General features: G+C 70.7%; 16 protein-coding genes. 15 read left to right on the forward strand and 1 reads right to left on the reverse strand.

Going from position 1 to position 17,902, the window contains the following annotated elements; translation table 11 throughout:
- The first annotated feature begins 33 nt into the window (after nucleotides 1–33).
- Nucleotides 34–795, forward strand: a complete 762-nt coding sequence (locus ACH34W_RS06275; protein ID WP_395959738.1) for a hypothetical protein — start codon at nucleotides 34–36, stop codon at nucleotides 793–795.
- Nucleotides 792–2,240: an amidase gene (locus ACH34W_RS06280; protein ID WP_395959739.1), complete on the forward strand. Its 1,449-nt coding sequence runs from the start codon at nucleotides 792–794 to the stop codon at nucleotides 2,238–2,240. The genes ACH34W_RS06275 and ACH34W_RS06280 overlap by 4 nt, the downstream gene beginning before the upstream one ends.
- 118 nt (nucleotides 2,241–2,358) lie before the next feature.
- On the opposite strand, the gene ACH34W_RS06285 is transcribed toward ACH34W_RS06280, so the two are convergent.
- Nucleotides 2,359–2,853: a transcriptional regulator gene (locus ACH34W_RS06285; protein WP_030145002.1), complete on the reverse strand. Its 495-nt coding sequence runs from the start codon at nucleotides 2,851–2,853 to the stop codon at nucleotides 2,359–2,361.
- 399 nt (nucleotides 2,854–3,252) lie between these two features.
- Here ACH34W_RS06285 and pyrR point away from each other — a divergent pair, with 399 nt between their 5' ends.
- From pyrR to metK, 13 genes are all read left to right on the forward strand, one after another.
- The gene (gene pyrR, locus ACH34W_RS06290) at nucleotides 3,253–3,864 is read left to right on the forward strand and encodes a bifunctional pyr operon transcriptional regulator/uracil phosphoribosyltransferase PyrR (RefSeq protein WP_395960057.1); all 612 of its coding nucleotides are present in this window, start codon (nucleotides 3,253–3,255) and stop codon (nucleotides 3,862–3,864) included.
- On the forward strand, nucleotides 3,861–4,802 hold the full coding sequence (locus ACH34W_RS06295; RefSeq protein WP_395959740.1) for an aspartate carbamoyltransferase catalytic subunit: 942 nt from the start codon (nucleotides 3,861–3,863) through the stop codon (nucleotides 4,800–4,802). The genes pyrR and ACH34W_RS06295 overlap by 4 nt, the downstream gene beginning before the upstream one ends.
- A gap of 61 nt (nucleotides 4,803–4,863) precedes the next feature.
- Nucleotides 4,864–6,153, forward strand: a complete 1,290-nt coding sequence (locus ACH34W_RS06300) for a dihydroorotase (protein ID WP_395959741.1) — start codon at nucleotides 4,864–4,866, stop codon at nucleotides 6,151–6,153.
- Nucleotides 6,150–7,271: a glutamine-hydrolyzing carbamoyl-phosphate synthase small subunit gene (gene carA, locus ACH34W_RS06305; RefSeq protein WP_395959742.1), complete on the forward strand. Its 1,122-nt coding sequence runs from the start codon at nucleotides 6,150–6,152 to the stop codon at nucleotides 7,269–7,271. The genes ACH34W_RS06300 and carA overlap by 4 nt, the downstream gene beginning before the upstream one ends.
- On the forward strand, nucleotides 7,271–10,624 hold the full coding sequence (gene carB / locus ACH34W_RS06310) for a carbamoyl-phosphate synthase large subunit (RefSeq protein ID WP_395959743.1): 3,354 nt from the start codon (nucleotides 7,271–7,273) through the stop codon (nucleotides 10,622–10,624). The genes carA and carB overlap by 1 nt, the downstream gene beginning before the upstream one ends.
- Nucleotides 10,625–10,699: 75 nt before the next feature.
- Nucleotides 10,700–11,578, forward strand: a complete 879-nt coding sequence (locus ACH34W_RS06315) for a dihydroorotate dehydrogenase electron transfer subunit (protein WP_395959744.1) — start codon at nucleotides 10,700–10,702, stop codon at nucleotides 11,576–11,578.
- A gap of 40 nt (nucleotides 11,579–11,618) precedes the next feature.
- On the forward strand, nucleotides 11,619–12,614 hold the full coding sequence (locus tag ACH34W_RS06320) for a dihydroorotate dehydrogenase (RefSeq protein ID WP_395959745.1): 996 nt from the start codon (nucleotides 11,619–11,621) through the stop codon (nucleotides 12,612–12,614).
- Nucleotides 12,611–13,321 (forward strand): orotidine-5'-phosphate decarboxylase, encoded by a 711-nt coding sequence (gene pyrF, locus ACH34W_RS06325; protein WP_395959746.1) that lies wholly within the window; start codon nucleotides 12,611–12,613, stop codon nucleotides 13,319–13,321. The genes ACH34W_RS06320 and pyrF overlap by 4 nt, the downstream gene beginning before the upstream one ends.
- Before the next feature lie 576 nt (nucleotides 13,322–13,897).
- On the forward strand, nucleotides 13,898–14,221 hold the full coding sequence (gene mihF, locus ACH34W_RS06330; protein WP_151566390.1) for an integration host factor, actinobacterial type: 324 nt from the start codon (nucleotides 13,898–13,900) through the stop codon (nucleotides 14,219–14,221).
- A gap of 110 nt (nucleotides 14,222–14,331) precedes the next feature.
- Nucleotides 14,332–14,913, forward strand: coding sequence for a guanylate kinase (gmk, locus tag ACH34W_RS06335; protein WP_395960058.1), 582 nt, complete (start codon nucleotides 14,332–14,334; stop codon nucleotides 14,911–14,913).
- A 21-nt stretch (nucleotides 14,914–14,934) separates the two neighbouring features.
- Nucleotides 14,935–15,189, forward strand: a complete 255-nt coding sequence (gene rpoZ, locus ACH34W_RS06340) for a DNA-directed RNA polymerase subunit omega (protein ID WP_151566392.1) — start codon at nucleotides 14,935–14,937, stop codon at nucleotides 15,187–15,189.
- Between the two features lie 150 nt (nucleotides 15,190–15,339).
- On the forward strand, nucleotides 15,340–16,545 hold the full coding sequence (gene coaBC / locus ACH34W_RS06345; protein ID WP_395959747.1) for a bifunctional phosphopantothenoylcysteine decarboxylase/phosphopantothenate--cysteine ligase CoaBC: 1,206 nt from the start codon (nucleotides 15,340–15,342) through the stop codon (nucleotides 16,543–16,545).
- A 157-nt stretch (nucleotides 16,546–16,702) separates the two neighbouring features.
- Complete coding sequence (gene metK, locus ACH34W_RS06350; protein ID WP_395959748.1) at nucleotides 16,703–17,896, forward strand: methionine adenosyltransferase; 1,194 nt, start codon at nucleotides 16,703–16,705, stop codon at nucleotides 17,894–17,896.
- The last annotated feature ends 6 nt before the right edge of the window (nucleotides 17,897–17,902 follow it).

Below are 17,902 nucleotides of genomic sequence, written 5' to 3' on the forward strand. Positions count from 1 at the left end.
TCAAGTGATGCCGACGACCACTGGAGGGAACACATGAGGCTTCGGGCACTTCTTCTCGTCACGGCCGCCACGATCACGACCGCGCTCCCAGCGGCAGTCCCCGCGGGGGCGGGCACCACGCCGCCCGATCCCGCGCCCGGCGGGCCCCAGCGCCCGTACGAGCCCGACGTGAACGGCCCGCAGAACCTCGACACGCTCTCGGTGTCGGTCACCCGGCACGCCGGGCGCTCGGTCACCGTGGGCTTCGACCGGCGCAGCCGTACGGCGAGCGGGGTGATGCCGGCGGCGCCCCGGCGGTTCGTGTTCCTCTTCGACCGTTCGCTCACGTTCCACCCGGAGGCCTTCCCGACCTGCGCCCGTTCGGTGATCGAGACCTCGGGCCCGGACGCCTGCCCCGCGGGGTCGCGGATCGGCGGCGGGATCGGGACGGCGTACGACGGACGGGAGTCGCCGGTCCTCGCGTTCAACACCTGGGTGGGTGCACTGCGAGGTCTCCTCGTGGTGCTCCCGGAGTCCGGGGTGGTCCTGGAACAGACCTTCGAACGGGTCTCAGGCCCCTACCGTGACCGGTACCGCTGGGCGCTGGACGAGATCGTGCCGCCCACCCCGGCCCCGCCGGAGCAGCGCGCGGGCACGTCGAGGTTCCGGTTGTCGTTCGGCGCCACCACCCGCGACCGGGGCCGTCCGGTCGGCTTCGTGGAGACGACGAGGGGCGGGAAGCTCGGCTTCGGCCTGTGGAGCGAGTTCGTGACAGGCCAGGTGGTGCTTCCGGAATGGCAGACTCTGACCCCATGAGCGACTGGGTGGGGCGGACCGCGACGGAGATCGCGGCGGCCGTACGGGATGGCAGGGTCACGGCGGCCGAGGTCGTCCGCGACCATCTGGACACGATCGCCGCGCTGGACGGTGAGCTGGGCGCGTTCGTCCGGGTGCGCCGCGAGCGGGCCCTGGCGGAGGCCGCGGCGGTGGACGGGCGGAGCGACCGGGGCGGGCTTCCGCTGGCGGGTGTGCCGGTGGCGATCAAGGACAACGTGCCGGTGGCGGGTGAGCCGATGCGCAGCGGGTCGGCCGCGACGCCGGACACGCCGCAGGAGGCCGACCATCCGGTGGTGGCACGGCTGCGGGCCGCGGGCGCGGTGGTGGTCGGGCTGACCAACCTGCCCGAGCTGGGGATCTATCCGTTCACCGACAACGCGTTCGGGGTGGCGCGGAATCCATGGGATCCGAGCCGGACGCCGGGTGGTTCGTCGGGCGGCGCGGCCGCCGCGGTGGCGGCCGGGATGGTGCCGGTCGCGCACGGGAACGACGGCGCGGGGTCGATCCGGATCCCGGCGGCCAACTGCGGGCTGTTCGGCATCAAACCGGGCCTGGGCGTGGTTCCGGCCGAGATCGGCACCGACGCCTGGGACGCGATGTCGGAGAACGGCCCGCTCGCGACCACGGTCGGCGATGCGGCCCTGATGCTGGCGGTGATGGCCGGGATGCCCGCGCTCGCTGAGGTGGGTGAGCCGAGCGGGCTGCGCGTCGCGTTGTCGATCAAGCCGCCCGCGCCCGGTGTCCGGATCCGGCCGGACCTCAAGGCGGCCGTGCGGACGGCGGGCAAGGCCTTCGTGGGGCTCGGTCACCATGTGGTCCGCGACGATCCGGCGTACCCGCTGTGGGCAGGGCCGGCGGTGCTCTCGCGGTGGCTCGCGCTCCCGGAGCTGGACGCCGGGCCCCTGCTGTCGGACCCGCGGCTCGAGCGGCGTACGCGGCGTCACGTTCGGGCCGGACGGCTCATTTCGAAGGTGCGGGCGCCGCACGCCGAGGACCGTGAGCGCTTCAAGGAGGCCGTGGCGCCGCTGTTCGAACGGCGCGACGTACTGGTGATGCCCACGCTCGCCCAGCGGGCGCCCAAGGCCCGGCAATGGGGATCAGGCTCGTGGCTCCACAGCGTGGGCTCCGCGATGACCTACGCGCCGATGACGGCCGCCTGGAACCTGGCGGGCTTTCCCGCTGCGACCGTGCCGATGGGAGTGGGCGACTCGGGCCTGCCGCTGTCGGTACAGCTCGTCGCAGCCCCCGGCAAGGAGTCGCTGCTGCTCGGCCTGGCTGCGCAGCTGGAGGCGGCCCTGCCCTGGCAGCGGCACGCGCCCGGCTATGGCGTCTCGATGGACCCGGCCATGGCCGCGGAGCGGGCCGTGATGGCGGCCAGGGAGACCGGCCACAGCCCCGACGGGCATGACGGCTGCGGTCACTGAGGGGCACGGAAAAGACATCCGGGGCGTGGCCTCACGGTCACGCCCCGGACACCGAAGGATGGCCCGGCGGCTACCGGGCCGGGTGGGCGGGACGCGGGGGCGTCCTGCCCGGTGAGCGTCAGAACGACTCGACGGCGCGCCGCGCCTCCGGGTCGAGGACGCCCCAGGTGATGAGTTCTTCGGTCAACTCGGTCGGGGACTTGTCATAGATCACTGCGAGCGATCGCAGGTCCTCCTGCCTGATGGACAGGACCTTTCCGTTGTAGTCGCCCCGCTGGCTTTGAATCGTCGCGGCGTAACGGGCGAGTGGACCGGCCTTATCCTTCGGAAGCTGCTGCAGACGCTCGAGATCGATCACGAGCTTCGGTGTTGGCCCGAGCGGGCTCGGCGCGGCTCCGCCGGGCAGCAACTCGGATACCGGCACGCCATAGAAATCGGCGAGCTCGGCCAGCTTCTGAACGGTGACGGCGCGGTCGCCCCGCTCGTACGAACCCACGACGACGGCCTTCCAGCGGCCACGTGACTTCTCCTCCACCCCATGCAGGGAAAGTCCCTGCTGGGTACGGATGGCGCGCAGGCGCGCGCCGAGAGCCTTAGCGTATTCAGACGGCATGTTGCGGCCCCCCAGGCTCACTTTCGTCGTCGTTGTCGGGGCCCTGGGGAAGATCAGGATCCGGTGGGTCTATTCACCCTATGGGTCCATCTCCAGGGATGGTTACGGACAGTGACGGTAAAACGGTGACGGCTCTAGGTCAAGCTGATTGGAAAAAAGGGGTCGAATACGTAGGTCTCGATCCGGGCCGTCCGGATCGGCGCGAAGCCCCGCAGGCATGGCTTGCCAGGCGTTTCCACAAGGCCCGGAACGGGGTCGTTCACCCCCGAGTGTGACCGCCCTCACCAGGCAAGACAGTGCCGAGACCAGGTACTGGGCAGGCACGCATGACTGCTACGGTGAGGGGGACAAGGCGTCCTTTAAGACCCGTCCTGTGAGGCGGGAAAGGAGGTTTCGGTGGTGAATGCTGCCTCCCGGCCGGACGGGCCGGTCGAGGCGCGCGTGGCAGACGGTCACAAGGCTGTTCTCGAAGGACCTGACATCCGACGCGCGCTCACCCGGATCGCACACGAGATCCTCGAACGCACCAAGGGCGGCGGCGACGTCGTCCTCCTCGGCATCCAGACCCGCGGCGTCACGCTCGCCGAGCGGCTCGCCGACCTGCTCCGCGAGGTCGAGGGCCGCCCCGTGCCCTGGGGCTCGCTCGACGTGACGATGTACCGCGACGACCTGCGCATGAAGCCCGCCCGGGCCCTCGGCCGCACCGAACTGCCCGCCGCCGGCGTCGACGACCGCATCGTGGTCCTGGTCGACGACGTGCTCTTCTCGGGCCGCACCGTGCGCGCCGCCCTCGACGCGCTGAACGACCTCGGCCGCCCGCGTGCCGTCCAGCTCGCGGTCCTGGTCGACCGCGGCCACCGTGAGCTGCCGATCCGCGCCGACTACGTGGGCAAGAACCTGCCGACGTCGACGCGCGAGACCGTGAAGGTCCTGCTGGCCGAGAACGACGCGCGGGACGCCGTCCTGCTAGGACCCGCGACGGGAACGGGCCGGAAAGGGAGCAGCAAGTGAAGCGCCATCTCATCTCCGCCGCGGACCTGACCAAGGACGACGCGCTGCTCGTCCTGGACACGGCCGAGGAACTGGCCCAGGTGGCCGACCGCTCCATCAAGAAGCTGCCGACACTGCGCGGCCGCACCGTGGTCAACCTCTTCTTCGAGGACTCCACCCGTACCCGGATCTCGTTCGAGGCGGCCGCCAAGCGGCTGTCGGCGGACGTGATCAACTTCTCGGCCAAGGGCTCCAGCGTCTCCAAGGGCGAGAGCCTCAAGGACACCGCGCTGACGCTGGAGGCGATGGGCGCCGACGGCGTCGTCATCCGGCACATGGCCTCCGGCGCGCCGCACCGGCTGGCCAACTGGGTCCAGGGCAGCGTCATCAACGCCGGCGACGGCACCCATGAGCACCCGACCCAGGCGCTGCTGGACGCGCTCACCATGCGCAAGCGGCTCGGCAGCCTGGACGGCCGCAAGGTCACGATCGTCGGCGACGTCCTGCACAGCCGGGTGGCACGCTCCAACACGCTGCTGCTCAACACCCTCGGCGCCGAGGTCACGCTGGTCGCGCCGCCGACGCTCTTCCCAGTCGCGATCGGCACCTGGCCCTGCGAGGTGTCGTACGACCTGGACGCGGTGCTCCCTAAGAGCGACGTCGTCATGATGCTGCGGGTCCAGCACGAGCGCATGAACGCCTCGTACTTCCCGACCGTCCGGGAGTACAGCCGGCGCTACGGCCTCGACGGTGACCGGATGGCCGCGCTGCCCGAGCACGCCATCGTCATGCACCCCGGCCCGATGAACCGCGGCGTCGAGATCGCAGCCGACGTGGCCGACTCCGTCCGTTCCACCATCGTCGAGCAGGTCGCGAACGGCGTCAGCGCCCGCATGGCCGTGCTCTATCTGCTCCTCGGCGGCTCGGAGCCGGCGATTGGCAAGGAGGTCTCCGAATGACCAGGTCGTCCTGCTCCTCGGCGACAGTGTCCGATCCCGCCATCGGCAAGGAGGTCTCCGAGTGAGTCACACCTACATCATCAAGAACGCCCGCATCCTGGGCGGGGACGCCGCCGACATCCTGATCCGCGACGGCGCGATCGCCGAGGTCGGGCAGGGGCTGGACGCCGCCGGCGCCGAGGTCGTCCAGGCCGACGGCCTCGTCGCGCTGCCCGGTCTGGTCGACCTGCACACCCACCTGCGCGAGCCGGGCCGCGAGGACGCCGAGACGGTCGAGTCGGGCACCAGGGCCGCCGCGGTGGGCGGGTTCACCGCCGTGCACGCCATGGCCAACACCGACCCGGTCGCCGACACTGCGGGCGTGGTCGAGCAGGTCTGGCGCCTAGGCCGCGAGGCGGGCTACTGCGACGTCCAGCCGGTCGGCGCCGTCACCCGCAGCATCGCGGGCGAGCAGCTCGCCGAGCTGGGCGCGATGGCCGACTCGGCTGCGCGGGTACGCGTGTTCTCCGACGACGGCCACTGCGTGTCGGACGCGGTCATCATGCGGCGCGCGCTGGAGTACGTGAAGGCGTTCGACGGCGTCGTCGCCCAGCACGCGCAGGAGCCGCGGCTCACCGAGGGCGCCCAGATGAACGAGGGCGTCATGTCGGCGGCGCTCGGCATGCGCGGCTGGCCCGCGGTCGCCGAGGAGGCCATCATCGCCCGCGACGTGCTGCTCGCCGAGCACGTCGGCTCGCGCCTGCACGTCTGCCATGTCTCCACCGCGGGCTCGGTCGAGCTCATCCGCTGGGCCAAGAGCAAGGGCGTCCAGGTCACCGCCGAGGTCACGCCGCACCACCTGCTGCTGAACGACACCAAGGCCGAGACGTACGACCCGATCTTCAAGGTCAACCCGCCGCTGCGCACCGCCGACGACGTCACCGCGCTCCGGCACGCCCTCGCTGACGGCACCATCGACTGCGTCGCCACCGACCACGCCCCGCATCCGGTCGAGGCCAAGGAGACCGAGTGGGCCGTGGCGGCCATGGGCATGATCGGCCTGGAGACCGCGCTTCCGGTGGTCCAGGAGGCCATGGTGGAGACCGGCCTGCTCGACTGGACCGGCGTCGCCGACCGCATGTCCTACCGCCCCGCCCGCATCGGGCGCCTCAGCGGCCAGGGCCGTCCGCTGGAGACCGGTTCGCCGGCCAACATCACGCTGTACGACCCGTCGCCGCGCCGCGCCGTGGACCCGTCGGCGATGACCTCCAAGAGCCGCAACACCCCGTTCGAGGGGCTGGAGCTGCCCGGCCGGGTCGTCGCCACGTTCCTGCGAGGCCGTCCGACCGTGCTTGAGGGGAAACTCCAGTGACCCAACCGCCTGCCTTGCTCATCCTTGAAGATGGCCGGACTTTCCACGGGGTCGCGTACGGGGCGGAGGGAGAGACCTTCGGCGAGATGGTCTTCAACACCGGCATGACCGGTTACCAGGAGACCCTCACCGATCCCTCGTACGCCCGTCAGATCGTGGCGATGACCGCGCCGCACATCGGCAACACCGGAGTCAACGCCGAGGACCCCGAGTCGCAGCGCATCCAGGTGGCCGGATACGTGGTGCGTGAGCCCGCCCGGGTCGCCTCCAACTGGCGGGCCACGGGTTCGCTGGGTTCCGCGCTGCGCGACCAAGGCGTGGTGGGCATCGCGATGCCCGGCACGCGCGCGCTCACCCGGCACCTGCGTGACCGCGGCGCCATGCGCGCCGGGATCTTCAGCGGCGCGGCGGCCGAGACCGCCGAGGGCGAGCTGCTGGAGAAGGTCCTGGCGTCGCCCAGGATGGAGGGCGCCGACCTGGCGGCCGAGGTCGCCACGACCGAGCCCTACGTCGTCCCCGCCATCGGAGAGAAGCGCTTCACCGTGGCGGCGGTCGACCTCGGCATCAAGTCGATGACGCCGCACCGGATGGCCGAGCGTGGCTGCGAAGTGCATGTGCTGCCCGCCACCGTGACGGCCGACGACATCCTCGCCCTCAACCCGGACGGGGTCTTTTTCAGCAACGGTCCGGGCGACCCCGCCACCGCCGACCACCAGGTCGCAGCGCTGCGCGGGGTGCTGGACGCGGGCAAGCCGTTCTTCGGCATCTGCTTCGGCAACCAGATCTTCGGGCGTGCGCTGGGCCTCGGCACGTACAAGCTGCGGTTCGGCCACCGCGGCGTCAACCAGCCGGTGCAGGACAAGCGCACCGGCAAGGTCGACGTCTCCGCGCACAACCACGGCTTCGCGGTGGACGCGCCGACCGACGGCCCGTTCGACACCGCCTACGGCCGCGCCGAGGTCAGCCACGTCAACCTCAACGACAACTGCGTGGAGGGCCTCCGGCTCCTCGACCGCCCGGCGTTCAGCGTCCAATACCACCCTGAGGCGGCGGCGGGCCCGCACGACGCGACCGGCCTCTTCGACCAGTTCTGCCAGATCATGGAAGGGCCGAAGTAATGCCGCGCCGTGAAGATCTGAAATCCGTCCTGGTCATCGGGTCCGGCCCGATCGTCATCGGCCAGGCCTGCGAGTTCGACTACTCCGGGACGCAGGCGTGCCGGGTGCTCAAGGCCGAGGGCCTGCGGGTCGTGCTGGTCAACAGCAACCCGGCGACGATCATGACCGACCCGGAGTTCGCCGACGCGACGTACGTCGAGCCGATCACCCCCGAGGTCGTCGAGAAGATCATCGCCAAGGAGCGCCCGGACGCGCTGCTGCCCACGCTGGGCGGCCAGACCGCCCTCAACACCGCCATCTCGCTGTACGAGAGCGGCGCGCTGGAGCGGTACGGCGTCGAGCTGATCGGCGCCGACGTGGACGCCATCCAGGCGGGGGAGAACCGCGAGCGCTTCAAGGAGGTCGTCGCCAAGGTCGCCCGCGAGCAGGGCCTGAACGCCGAGTCCGCGCACTCGATCATCTGCCACACCATGGACGAGGTCATGACGGCTGCGGGCGAGCTCGGCTACCCGCTCGTGGTGCGGCCCTCGTTCACCATGGGCGGGGCGGGCTCAGGCTTCGCGCACACCGAGGACGACCTGCGCCGCATCGCCGGCGCCGGCCTCGACGCGTCCCCGACCAGCGAGGTGCTCCTGGAGGAGTCGATCCTCGGCTGGAAGGAGTACGAACTGGAGGTCATGCGCGACAAGCACGACAACGTCGTGATCGTCTGCTCGATCGAGAACCTCGACCCGATGGGCGTGCACACCGGCGACTCGATCACCGTGGCGCCCGCGCTGACCCTCACCGACCGCGAGTACCAGAACATGCGGGACGTCGCGATCGCGGTCATCCGCGAGGTCGGCGTCGACACCGGCGGCTGCAACATCCAGTTCGCCGTGCACCCGGGCACCGGGCGCATGATCGTCATCGAGATGAACCCGCGGGTGTCGCGGTCGTCGGCCCTGGCGTCCAAGGCCACCGGCTTCCCGATCGCCAAGATCGCGGCCCGGCTGGCGGTCGGCTACACGCTCGACGAGATCCCGAACGACATCACCCGCGAGACCCCGGCAAGCTTCGAGCCGAGCCTCGACTACATCGTGGTCAAGGTCCCGCGGTTCGCGTTCGAGAAGTTCCCCGGCGCCGACGGCACCCTCACCACCCACATGAAGTCGGTGGGCGAGGCCATGGCCATCGGCCGCAACTTCACCGAGGCCCTGCAAAAGGCGCTGCGCTCGCTGGAGCAGAAGGGCTCGTCCTTCTCCTGGCCTGGGCCGGCCACCGCACCGGCCACTGGGCCGGTCACCGACCTGGACGCGCTCATCGAGGAGACGAGGCGGCCGCACGACGGGCGGCTGCGCAAGGTGCAGCAGGCGCTGCACGCGGGCGCCACGCTCCAGCAGCTGTACGAGGCGACGGGCATCGACCCCTGGTTCCTCGACCAGATCGCCGGGATCAACGAGATCGCCGACGAGATCCGCACCGCCGAGGACGCGCTCACCAAGGACAAGCTCCTGCGCGCCAAGCGGCACGGCTTCTCCGACGCCCAGATCGGGCAGCTGCGAGCGCTGTCGGAGGAGGTCGTCCGCGAGCTGAGGCACGCCCTCGGCATCCGGCCGGTCTACCTGACGGTCGACACGTGCGCGGCCGAGTTCGCGGCGCAGACCCCCTACCTCTACTCGGCCTACGACGAGGAGACCGAGGTCCCGCCGGGCACCAAGCCCAAGGTGCTCATCCTCGGCAGCGGGCCCAACCGCATCGGCCAGGGCGTTGAGTTTGACTACAGCTGCGTGCACGCCTCGTTCACGCTGGCCGAGGCGGGCTACGAGACCGTCATGGTCAACTGCAACCCCGAGACCGTCTCGACCGACTACGACACCTCCGACCGGCTCTACTTCGAGCCGCTCACGCTGGAGGACGTCCTGGAGGTCGTGCACGCGGAGCAGAAGTCCGGCGAGGTCGCAGGCGTGATCGTCCAGCTCGGCGGGCAGACGCCGCTGGGCCTGGCGCAGAAGCTCAAGGACGCGGGCGTGCCGATCGTCGGCACCTCGCCGGAGAGCATCCACCTCGCCGAGGAGCGCGGCGCGTTCGGCCGCGTCCTGCACCGCGCCGGGCTGGCCGCGCCCAAGCACGGCACCGCCACCTCGTTCGAGGAGGCGCGCGAGATCGCCGACGAGATCGGCTACCCGGTCCTGGTGCGGCCCTCGTACGTGCTGGGCGGGCGCGGCATGGAGATCGTCTACGACGACGCCACGCTGGACACGTACATGACCAAGGCGACCGACGCCAGCCCCGAGCACCCGGTGCTGGTCGACCGGTTCCTGGACGAGGCCATCGAGATCGACGTGGACGCGCTGTACGACGGCGAGGAGCTCTACCTCGGCGGCGTCATGGAGCACATCGAGGAGGCCGGCATCCACTCCGGCGACTCGGCGTGCGCGCTGCCGCCGATCACGCTCGGGCACGACGACATCCGGCGCATCCGCGAGTCCACCGAGGCGCTCGCGCGCGGCATCGGCGTGCGCGGCCTCATGAACGTGCAGTACGCGCTGTCGGCCGGTGTGCTCTACGTCCTGGAGGCCAACCCGCGTGCCTCCCGGACAGTCCCGTTCGTCTCCAAGGCGACCGCGGTGCCGCTGGCCAAGGCGGCCGCCCGCGTCATGATGGGCGCCACCGTCGCCCAGCTGCGCGGCGAGGGGCTGCTTCCGGAGGCCGGCGACGGCGGCTCGCTGCCGCTGGACGCGCCGATCGCGGTCAAGGAGGCGGTGCTGCCGTTCGACCGGTTCCGCAACGCCCAGGGCCAGGGCGTCGACACCGTGCTCGGGCCGGAGATGCGCTCGACCGGCGAGGTCATGGGCATCGACGAGGTCTTCGGCACCGCCTACGCCAAGTCGCAGCAGGCCGCGTACGGCGCGCTGCCGACCAAGGGCCGCGCGTTCGTGTCGGTCGCCAACCGGGACAAGCGCCACATGATCTTCCCGGTGAAGCGGCTGGCCGACCTGGGGTTCGAGATCCTGGCCACCGAGGGCACCGCGGAGGTCCTGCGCCGGAACGGGGTCCGTGCCAAGATCGTGCGCAAGCACAGCGAAGGCCCCGGATCGGATGGCGAGCCGACCATCGTGCGGCGCGTCCTCGACGGCGAGGTGGACCTCATCGTCAATACTCCCTTCGGAAGCCCCGGCCAGTCGGGGCCGCGTCTCGACGGTTACGAGATCCGGACCGCCGCGGTGCTGCGCGGTGTGCCGTGCGTGACCACCGTCCAGGGCCTCGCGGCGGCGGTGCAGGGCATCGAGGCCGTCGCAGGCGGCCACGTCGGCGTGCGCTCGCTGCAGGAGCACGCCGAACGGCTGCGTGGCGCGCACGGCCGGGGGTGACCTGGGCGGGGCCGCCTCTGACGGGGTAGGCCCCCGGCGAGGGTGCCGCGGCCGCACACGACGAGAGGGAGATGGGTGTCCGACACACCGGTGCAGACGTCGGCAACCGTTCTGACGGTCCGCCAGGTGCAGGACTACCACGCGATGACGCTGGTGGCCCCGGCGATCGCCGAGCGGTTCCGGCCCGGCCAGTTCGTCGCGGTCGCGGTGGGCGGCGAGCACACCAGCCGGCTGGTCCGCCGGTGTTTCGGGGTGTACGAGGTGAAGTCGGACTATGGCGGCACCGTCGAGGTCGTGTTCGCCGACCGTGATCTGGGCACCGCGTGGCTGGCGGGCCGCCGGGCCCGGGACCAGGTGGACGTCGTCGGCCCTCTCGGCCGCCCGTTCCGGCTCCCGCGAGATCCGGTCAGCTGCCTGCTGGTCGGCGCCGGGCCCGGCGGCGCGGCGCTGTTCGCACTCGCCGACACGCTGCACCGGCGCGGTTGCCAGGTGCACTTCGTGCTCGGCGGCCCCACCGCGCGGCAGGTGTTCGGCTCACGGATGGCGCAGCGCATCGGCGACACCGCCGTCATCACGACCGAGGACGGTTCTCTGGGCGAACGCGGCACCGTCCGGGACGTCCTGCCCAAGGCCATCCAGGAGACGGGCGCCGACGTCGTCTACGGCTGCGGTCCCACCCGTCTCCTGCGCACCGTCACCGGCACCGCCGCCGAGCACGGGCTGCCGTCCCAGGTCTCGGTGGAGGAGTTCCTCCAGGAGACCGGTGCGTGCGGCATCGGGGTCTGCATGACGTGCGTCCTGCCCATCCACGGGGAGGACGGCATGGCCCACATGGTGCGGGCCTGCGCCGATGGTCCGGTGCTGCGCGGCGACCGGGTCCGCTGGAACGACCTGGGCACGATCCCGTTCGACGCGCTGGGTGCCCCGCGCACGCTGAGCGGAGGTGCCAAGTGAGTGCGGCGGCGAGCGGAAGCACGGTGAGCGGAGCGAACTCATGAGCACAGCGCGCATGCAGACGGCACTCGGCTCCCTGGAGTTGCCCAACCCCGTCATGACGGCTGCCGGGTGTGGCGGTACGGGCCGCGAGCTCGCCCAGTTCTTCGATCTGGCCAAGCTCGGTGCGTTCGTCACGGCATCCGTCATGCCCCAGCCGCGTGCGGGCCGACCCACTCCGCGTATGGCCGAGACACCGAGCGGCCTGCTCACCGCCATGGGGTTGCCCGGCCCAGGCATCGAGTCGTTCCTCGAACGAGACCTGCCCTGGCTGCAGGAACAGGACGCACGCATCATCGTCTCAGTGGCGGGCAACAGCGTGGAGGAGTTCGCCGAACTCGCCGGGCGCCTCCGCAACGTGTCCGGTATCGCCGCCATCGAGGTGAACGTCGCGTGCCCCAACATCGAGGACCGCGGGCGCATGTTCGCCTGGCACCCCACGGCGGCGGGCGCCGTCGTGCGGGCCGTCAAGTCCAATGCCCGTGTCCCCGTCCTGGCCAAGCTGGCGCCCGACGTCACCGACATCGTCACCATCGCGCTGGCCTGCGCCGACGCGGGTGCCGACGGCCTGACCCTCATCAACACCATGGAGGGCATGGCGATCGACGCCCAGACCCTCCGCCCCGCGCTCACCGGCGTGTCGGGCGGGCTCTCGGGCCCGGCCATCCGCCCCATCGCGCTCCGCTGTGTCTACCAGGTCCACGCCGCCCTCCCCAGCACGCCGATCGTCGGCGTCGGCGGGATCGCGACCGGCCTCGACGCCCTGGAGTTCATCCTGGCGGGGGCCTCGGCCGTCGCGGTCGGCACGACCCTGTTCCACGACCCTTCGGCCGGTCCCCGCATCCTGCGCGAGCTTGAGGACGCCCTTGCGGCCCGCCGCATGCGCCTCGCCGACGCCGTCGGCCTCGCCCACAAACCCGCCGGATACGTACCGCCCCAGGTCCGTCCTGAACCGAAGGTCGACGAGCCGGGGGAGCTGAAGGAGAAGCTTCCGTGAATCCCGCCCCCATCGCCGTCGCGCTGGACGCGCCCGACCTGGAGACGGCCGCGCGCTGGGCCAGCCTCGTCACCCCTCACGTCAGCACCGTCAAGGTCGGCCTGGAGCTCTACCTCCGCTACGGCCCGGACGTCGTGGCGAGCGTCCGCGGCGCCAGCCGCGTCCAGGTCTTCCTGGATCTCAAGCTGCACGACATCCCTGCCACCGTGGCCGGCGCCACCCGTGCCGTGGCCCGCCTCAAGCCGGCCTTCCTCACCGTCCACGCCGGGGGCGGGCAGGCGATGATCCGCGCCGCCGTCGAGGCCGCCCCCGACACGAAGATCGCCGCCGTCACCGTCCTCACGTCCCTCCACGACGCCGACCTGACCGCCATCGGCCTCGCAGGGCCCGCCTCAGACGCCGTACGACGCCTTGCGGCCCTAGCGGTCGGTGCCGGTGCCCAAGCGCTCGTCTGCTCGCCTCAGGAGGCCGCTGCGGTCCGCACAGAGGTCGGTCCCGGCATCACGCTCATCACCCCGGGCGTCCGCCCCGCAGGCGCCGCCACACAGGATCAGGCCCGCGTGGCGACCCCCGAGGACGCCCTGGCCGCCGGCGCCGACCTCCTCGTGATCGGCCGCCCCATCACCGGCGCCCCCGACCCGGGCGCCGCCGCAGCCGGAATCGCCGCTGTATTGAGAAGGCTTCCGCGCCTCGACCCGCTCGCCTAGCGGCTCGCGGGTCGAACGCGAAAGCGTGCGCCAAGCGAAGCTTGTCCGTTGAAAGGGCGGCTGGGTGGGGGGTGTAGCGGGAGGGAGCGCGGCATCGCTTCGCGATCTCTCGTGAAGCTTCGCCTTCGGCTCGCTTCACGACCCGTTAGCGCGCTCGCGCGTGGGTCGGGCTTGTTGGGCCGGGCGGGGGACGCGGGTCGCCCTTTGCCATTTCTTTACTCACGTTGCAGAGAAATGGACACATTGGGTCAAATGGTGTGCGATCTCAGTGATGTGGCTGGAATGTGATGGGGATCACGGAGAGTGCTCAGGGGCGGGGCCTGCTGGAGGTGAGAGGTGACACATTTAAGGCCTCGGTGGGTGGTTTTTTGCGATCTTGCGAAAGCCCCAGGGTGGTGGGGGATTCGGCGCTGGAGGGCCGAAGTTGCCCACAGGCCGTATTCAGGACACTCCAAAGAGTGATTTTCGCGATTTTGTGGCGTGCTAAACGGCACTTCACGTTGCCTTATGGGGTCTGAACTCGCTAGTTTCCCAACCCGTCCGACTCCGTCGAGTGGAAACCTGAGGTGACCCGGCGTGGCTCTTCCGCCCCTAACCCCCGAACAGCGCGCCGCAGCCCTTGAGAAGGCTGCCAAGGCTCGCAAGGAGCGGGCCGAGGTGAAGAACAAGCTCAAGCACGGGGGAACCTCGCTTGCCGAGGTCCTCAAGGAGGGGCAGACCGACGACGTCATCGGAAAGATGAAGGTGTCGGCCCTCCTCGAATCCCTGCCCGGTGTGGGCAAGGTGCGTGCGAAGCAGATCATGGAGCGTTTGGGGATCGCCGAGTCGCGCCGCGTGCGCGGCCTCGGTGCCAACCAGCGCGCCTCCCTGGAGCGTGAGTTCGGCGGCGGCAACCGCTGATGCGACTCACGGACGGGCGCGGCGGTTCGGACGCCGCGGCCGGCTCGGGTATACCCATGGGCATGCCCGCCTCCGGCCCCATCCCGTCCACCTCCGGCACACCCATTCCTGTGCCGGACGGCTCCCAAACGCAAGACTGGCTCGTGCGGCGGCTGACGGTCCTCTCCGGCCCGTCAGGCGTCGGCAAGAGCACGGTCGTCGCCGAGATCCGGCGAGCACACCCGCAGGTGTGGCTGTCGGTCTCGGTGACCACCCGGCCACCGCGGCCGGGTGAGACCCACGGCGTGCAGTACTTCTTCGTCGACGACGCCGGTTTCGACCGGCTCGTCGCCGAAGGGGAGTTGCTCGAGTGGGCCGAGTTCGCGGGCAACCGCTACGGCACTCCGCGGCGCCCGGTGACCGAGCGCCTCGAACGCGGCGAGGCCGTCCTCCTGGAGATCGATCTTCAGGGGGCCCGGCAGGTCCGGCACAGCATGCCGGAGGCCCTGCTCGTCTTCCTCGCCCCTCCCTCCTGGGAAGAGCTGGTCCGCCGCCTGGTGGGCCGCGGCACCGAGCCCCCCGACGTGATCGAACGGCGCCTGGAGGCGGCCCGCGTCGAGCTGGCGGCCGAGAAGGAGTTCGACGTCACCCTGATCAACACGGCCGTCGGGGACGTGTGCCGTGAGCTGGTAACGTTGATGTCTGTTGAATAACCACTAGCGGAAGGCGACGGTGTGGCAGCCAGCACCGAAGGCATCACCAACCCGTCGATCGACGAGCTCCTCGAGGTCGTCGACACCAAGTACGGCCTTGTGAGCATCGCGGCCAAGCGCGCGCGGCAGATCAACGCCTACTACGCCCAGCTGGGCGAGGGCCTGCTGGAGTACGTCGGCCCGCTCGTCGAGACCCAGGTCCAGGAAAAGCCGCTGTCGATCGCACTCCGCGAGACGCGCGAAGGCCTCCTCAACGCCGAGCCCATCGAGGGCTGAGAGGGCTGACGAGGGGACGAGTGTGGTCGGAGCCCTCCGGGCACCTTCCCCAGCTCTCGTCACCCCTTATGTCTGCCCAGGGGGACGACCCCCTGGAACCCCCGATGGATTCCCGTATGGGGGTCGCCGGGCTCTTGGGAACCATCGAACATGACCTCACATAAGCCGCGCGTCGTGCTGGGCGTCAGTGCGGGGATCGCCGCTTACAAGGTGTGCGAGCTGCTGCGGCGCCTCACTGAGTCGGGGCATGACGTCCGCGTCGTGCCGACGCGGGACGCGCTGCGCTTCGTCGGCGAACCCACCTGGGCGGCGCTGTCTGGCAACCCCGTGAGCACCGAGGTGTGGCATGGGGTCGACGAGGTTCCGCACGTACGGCTGGGGCAGGAGGCCGATCTCGTCTTCGTCGCCCCCTCGACGGCCGACCTGCTCGCCAAGGCCGCGCACGGCCTGGCCGACGACCTGCTGACCAACACGCTGCTGACGGCACGCTGCCCGGTCGTGTTCGCGCCCGCGATGCACACCGAGATGTGGGAGCACCCCGCCACCCAGGCCAACGTGGCGACGCTGCGCGCCCGGGGCGCCATCGTGGTCGAGCCCGCCTCCGGGCGGCTCACGGGCAAGGACACAGGCAAGGGGCGGCTCCCCGATCCGGCCGAGCTGTTCGAGGTGGCGCGGCGCGTGCTGGCGCGCGGGGGCATGGACGAGGATCTGGCAGGGCGGCATGTGGTCGTCTCCGCCGGAGGCACGCGGGAGCCCATCGACCCGGTCCGCTTCATCGGCAACCGCTCGTCCGGGCTCCAGGGCTACGCGCTGGCCCGTACGGCCGTGGCGCGCGGTGCCAGGGTCACCCTCGTGGCCGCCAACGTGGCCCTGCCTGATCCGGCCGGTGTCGACCTCGTGCCAGTGGGATCGGCGGAGGAGATGCGCAAGGCGGTCCTGGAGGCCGCCGGCGGCGCTGACGCGGTCGTGATGGCTGCGGCGGTGGCCGATTTCCGGCCCGCCGACTATCGGGGCTCGAAGATCAAAAAGGCGCCGGGCGCCGAGCCCGAGCCGATCCACTTGACCAAGAACGCGGACATTCTGGCCGAGCTAGGCCAGCGGCGGCGCGCCGGCCAGGTGATCGTCGGCTTCGCGGCCGAGACCGACGACGTGCTCGCCAACGGGCGGGAAAAGCTCGCCCGCAAGCGCTGTGACCTGCTCGTCGTCAACCAGGTGGGGGACGGTCTCACCTTCGGTCAGGCGGACAACGCCGCGACGATCCTCGCGGCGGACGGCGAACCCACGGTCGTGCCCCGCGGAGCCAAGGAAGCCCTGGCAGACGTGGTCTGGGACCTCGTCGCGGCGCGTCTCAAGTGATATACCTACCACCTCGGTGAGGATTGAGTGGCCCTCTGGCAGGGCCCGATAGACTTCGCCGCGACAAGCTCAATAGACCGGCGGTGGCCTGCCGCCCTCGACCAAGTCCGTCCGCACTGCGACATCAGTCAGCAGCCGCTGCAAGGAGTTCACGTACGTGTCTCGCCGCCTGTTCACCTCCGAGTCCGTCACCGAAGGACATCCTGACAAGATCGCGGATCAGATCAGTGACGCGATCCTGGATTCGATGCTCAAGGACGACCCCAAGAGCCGGGTCGCCGTCGAGACCATGATCACCACCGGCCAGGTGCACGTCGCCGGTGAGGTGACCACCGAGACCTACGTGGACATCCCCGGCGTCATCCGGGAGAAGATCCTCGAGATCGGCTACGACTCGTCCAAGAAGGGCTTCGACGGCCACTCCTGCGGCGTGTCGGTGTCCATCGGGGCGCAGTCGCCCGACATCGCGCAGGGCGTCGACGACGCGTACGAGACCCGTGAGGGCGAGGGCGTCGACGACCTCGACCGCCAGGGCGCCGGCGACCAGGGCCTGATGTTCGGCTACGCGACCAACGAGACGCCCGACCTCATGCCGCTGCCGATCACCATCGCGCACAAGCTGGCCCACCGCCTGTCCGCGGTCCGCAAGTCCGGCCAGGTGCCCTACCTGCGGCCCGACGGCAAGACCCAGGTCACCATCGAGTACGACGGCGACAAGGCGCTGCGCCTCGACACCGTCGTCGTCTCCAGCCAGCACGCTCCCGACATCGACCTCAAGGAGCTGCTGACCCCCGACATCAAGGAGCACGTGGTCGACCCCGTGCTCGCCCAGTTCGACCTGGACACCAAGGACTACCGGCTGCTGGTCAACCCGACCGGGCGCTTCGAGATCGGCGGCCCGATGGGCGACGCCGGCCTCACCGGCCGCAAGATCATCGTCGACACCTACGGCGGCATGGCCCGGCACGGCGGCGGCGCGTTCTCCGGCAAGGACCCGTCCAAGGTCGACCGGTCCGCCGCCTACGCCATGCGCTGGGTCGCCAAGAACATCGTCGCCGCGCAGCTGGCCGACCGCGCCGAGGTACAGGTCGCCTACGCGATCGGCAAGGCCCACCCGGTCGGCGTGTTCGTGGAGACCTTCGGCACCGAGAAGGTCCCGGCCGCCAAGATCCAGGAGGCCGTGCAGCAGGTCTTCGACCTCCGTCCGGCCGCCATCGTCCGCGACCTGGACCTGCTCCGCCCGATCTACTCCCAGACCGCCGCGTACGGCCACTTCGGACGCCCCGAGCCTGACTTCTCCTGGGAGCGCACCGACCGCGCCGAGGCCCTCGCCCAGGCCGCCGGTCTCTGACGTACG

This window comes from Actinomadura sp. 6N118 (assembly GCF_044326415.1).
Taxonomy (GTDB): Bacteria; Actinomycetota; Actinomycetes; order Streptosporangiales; family Streptosporangiaceae; genus Spirillospora.

Bases quoted from the DNA above. Each gene is read 5' to 3' on its own strand.
- ACH34W_RS06275 (WP_395959738.1), top strand. From the start codon at position 34: ATGAGGCTTCGGGCACTTCTTCTCGTCACGGCCGCCACGATCACGACC.
- carB (WP_395959743.1), top strand. From the start codon at position 7,271: ATGCCGCGCCGTGAAGATCTGAAATCCGTCCTGGTCATCGGGTCCGGC.
- coaBC (WP_395959747.1), top strand. From the start codon at position 15,340: ATGACCTCACATAAGCCGCGCGTCGTGCTGGGCGTCAGTGCGGGGATC.
- ACH34W_RS06320 (WP_395959745.1), top strand. From the start codon at position 11,619: ATGAGCACAGCGCGCATGCAGACGGCACTCGGCTCCCTGGAGTTGCCC.
- ACH34W_RS06280 (WP_395959739.1), top strand. From the start codon at position 792: ATGAGCGACTGGGTGGGGCGGACCGCGACGGAGATCGCGGCGGCCGTA.
- ACH34W_RS06285 (WP_030145002.1), bottom strand. From the start codon at position 2,853: ATGCCGTCTGAATACGCTAAGGCTCTCGGCGCGCGCCTGCGCGCCATC.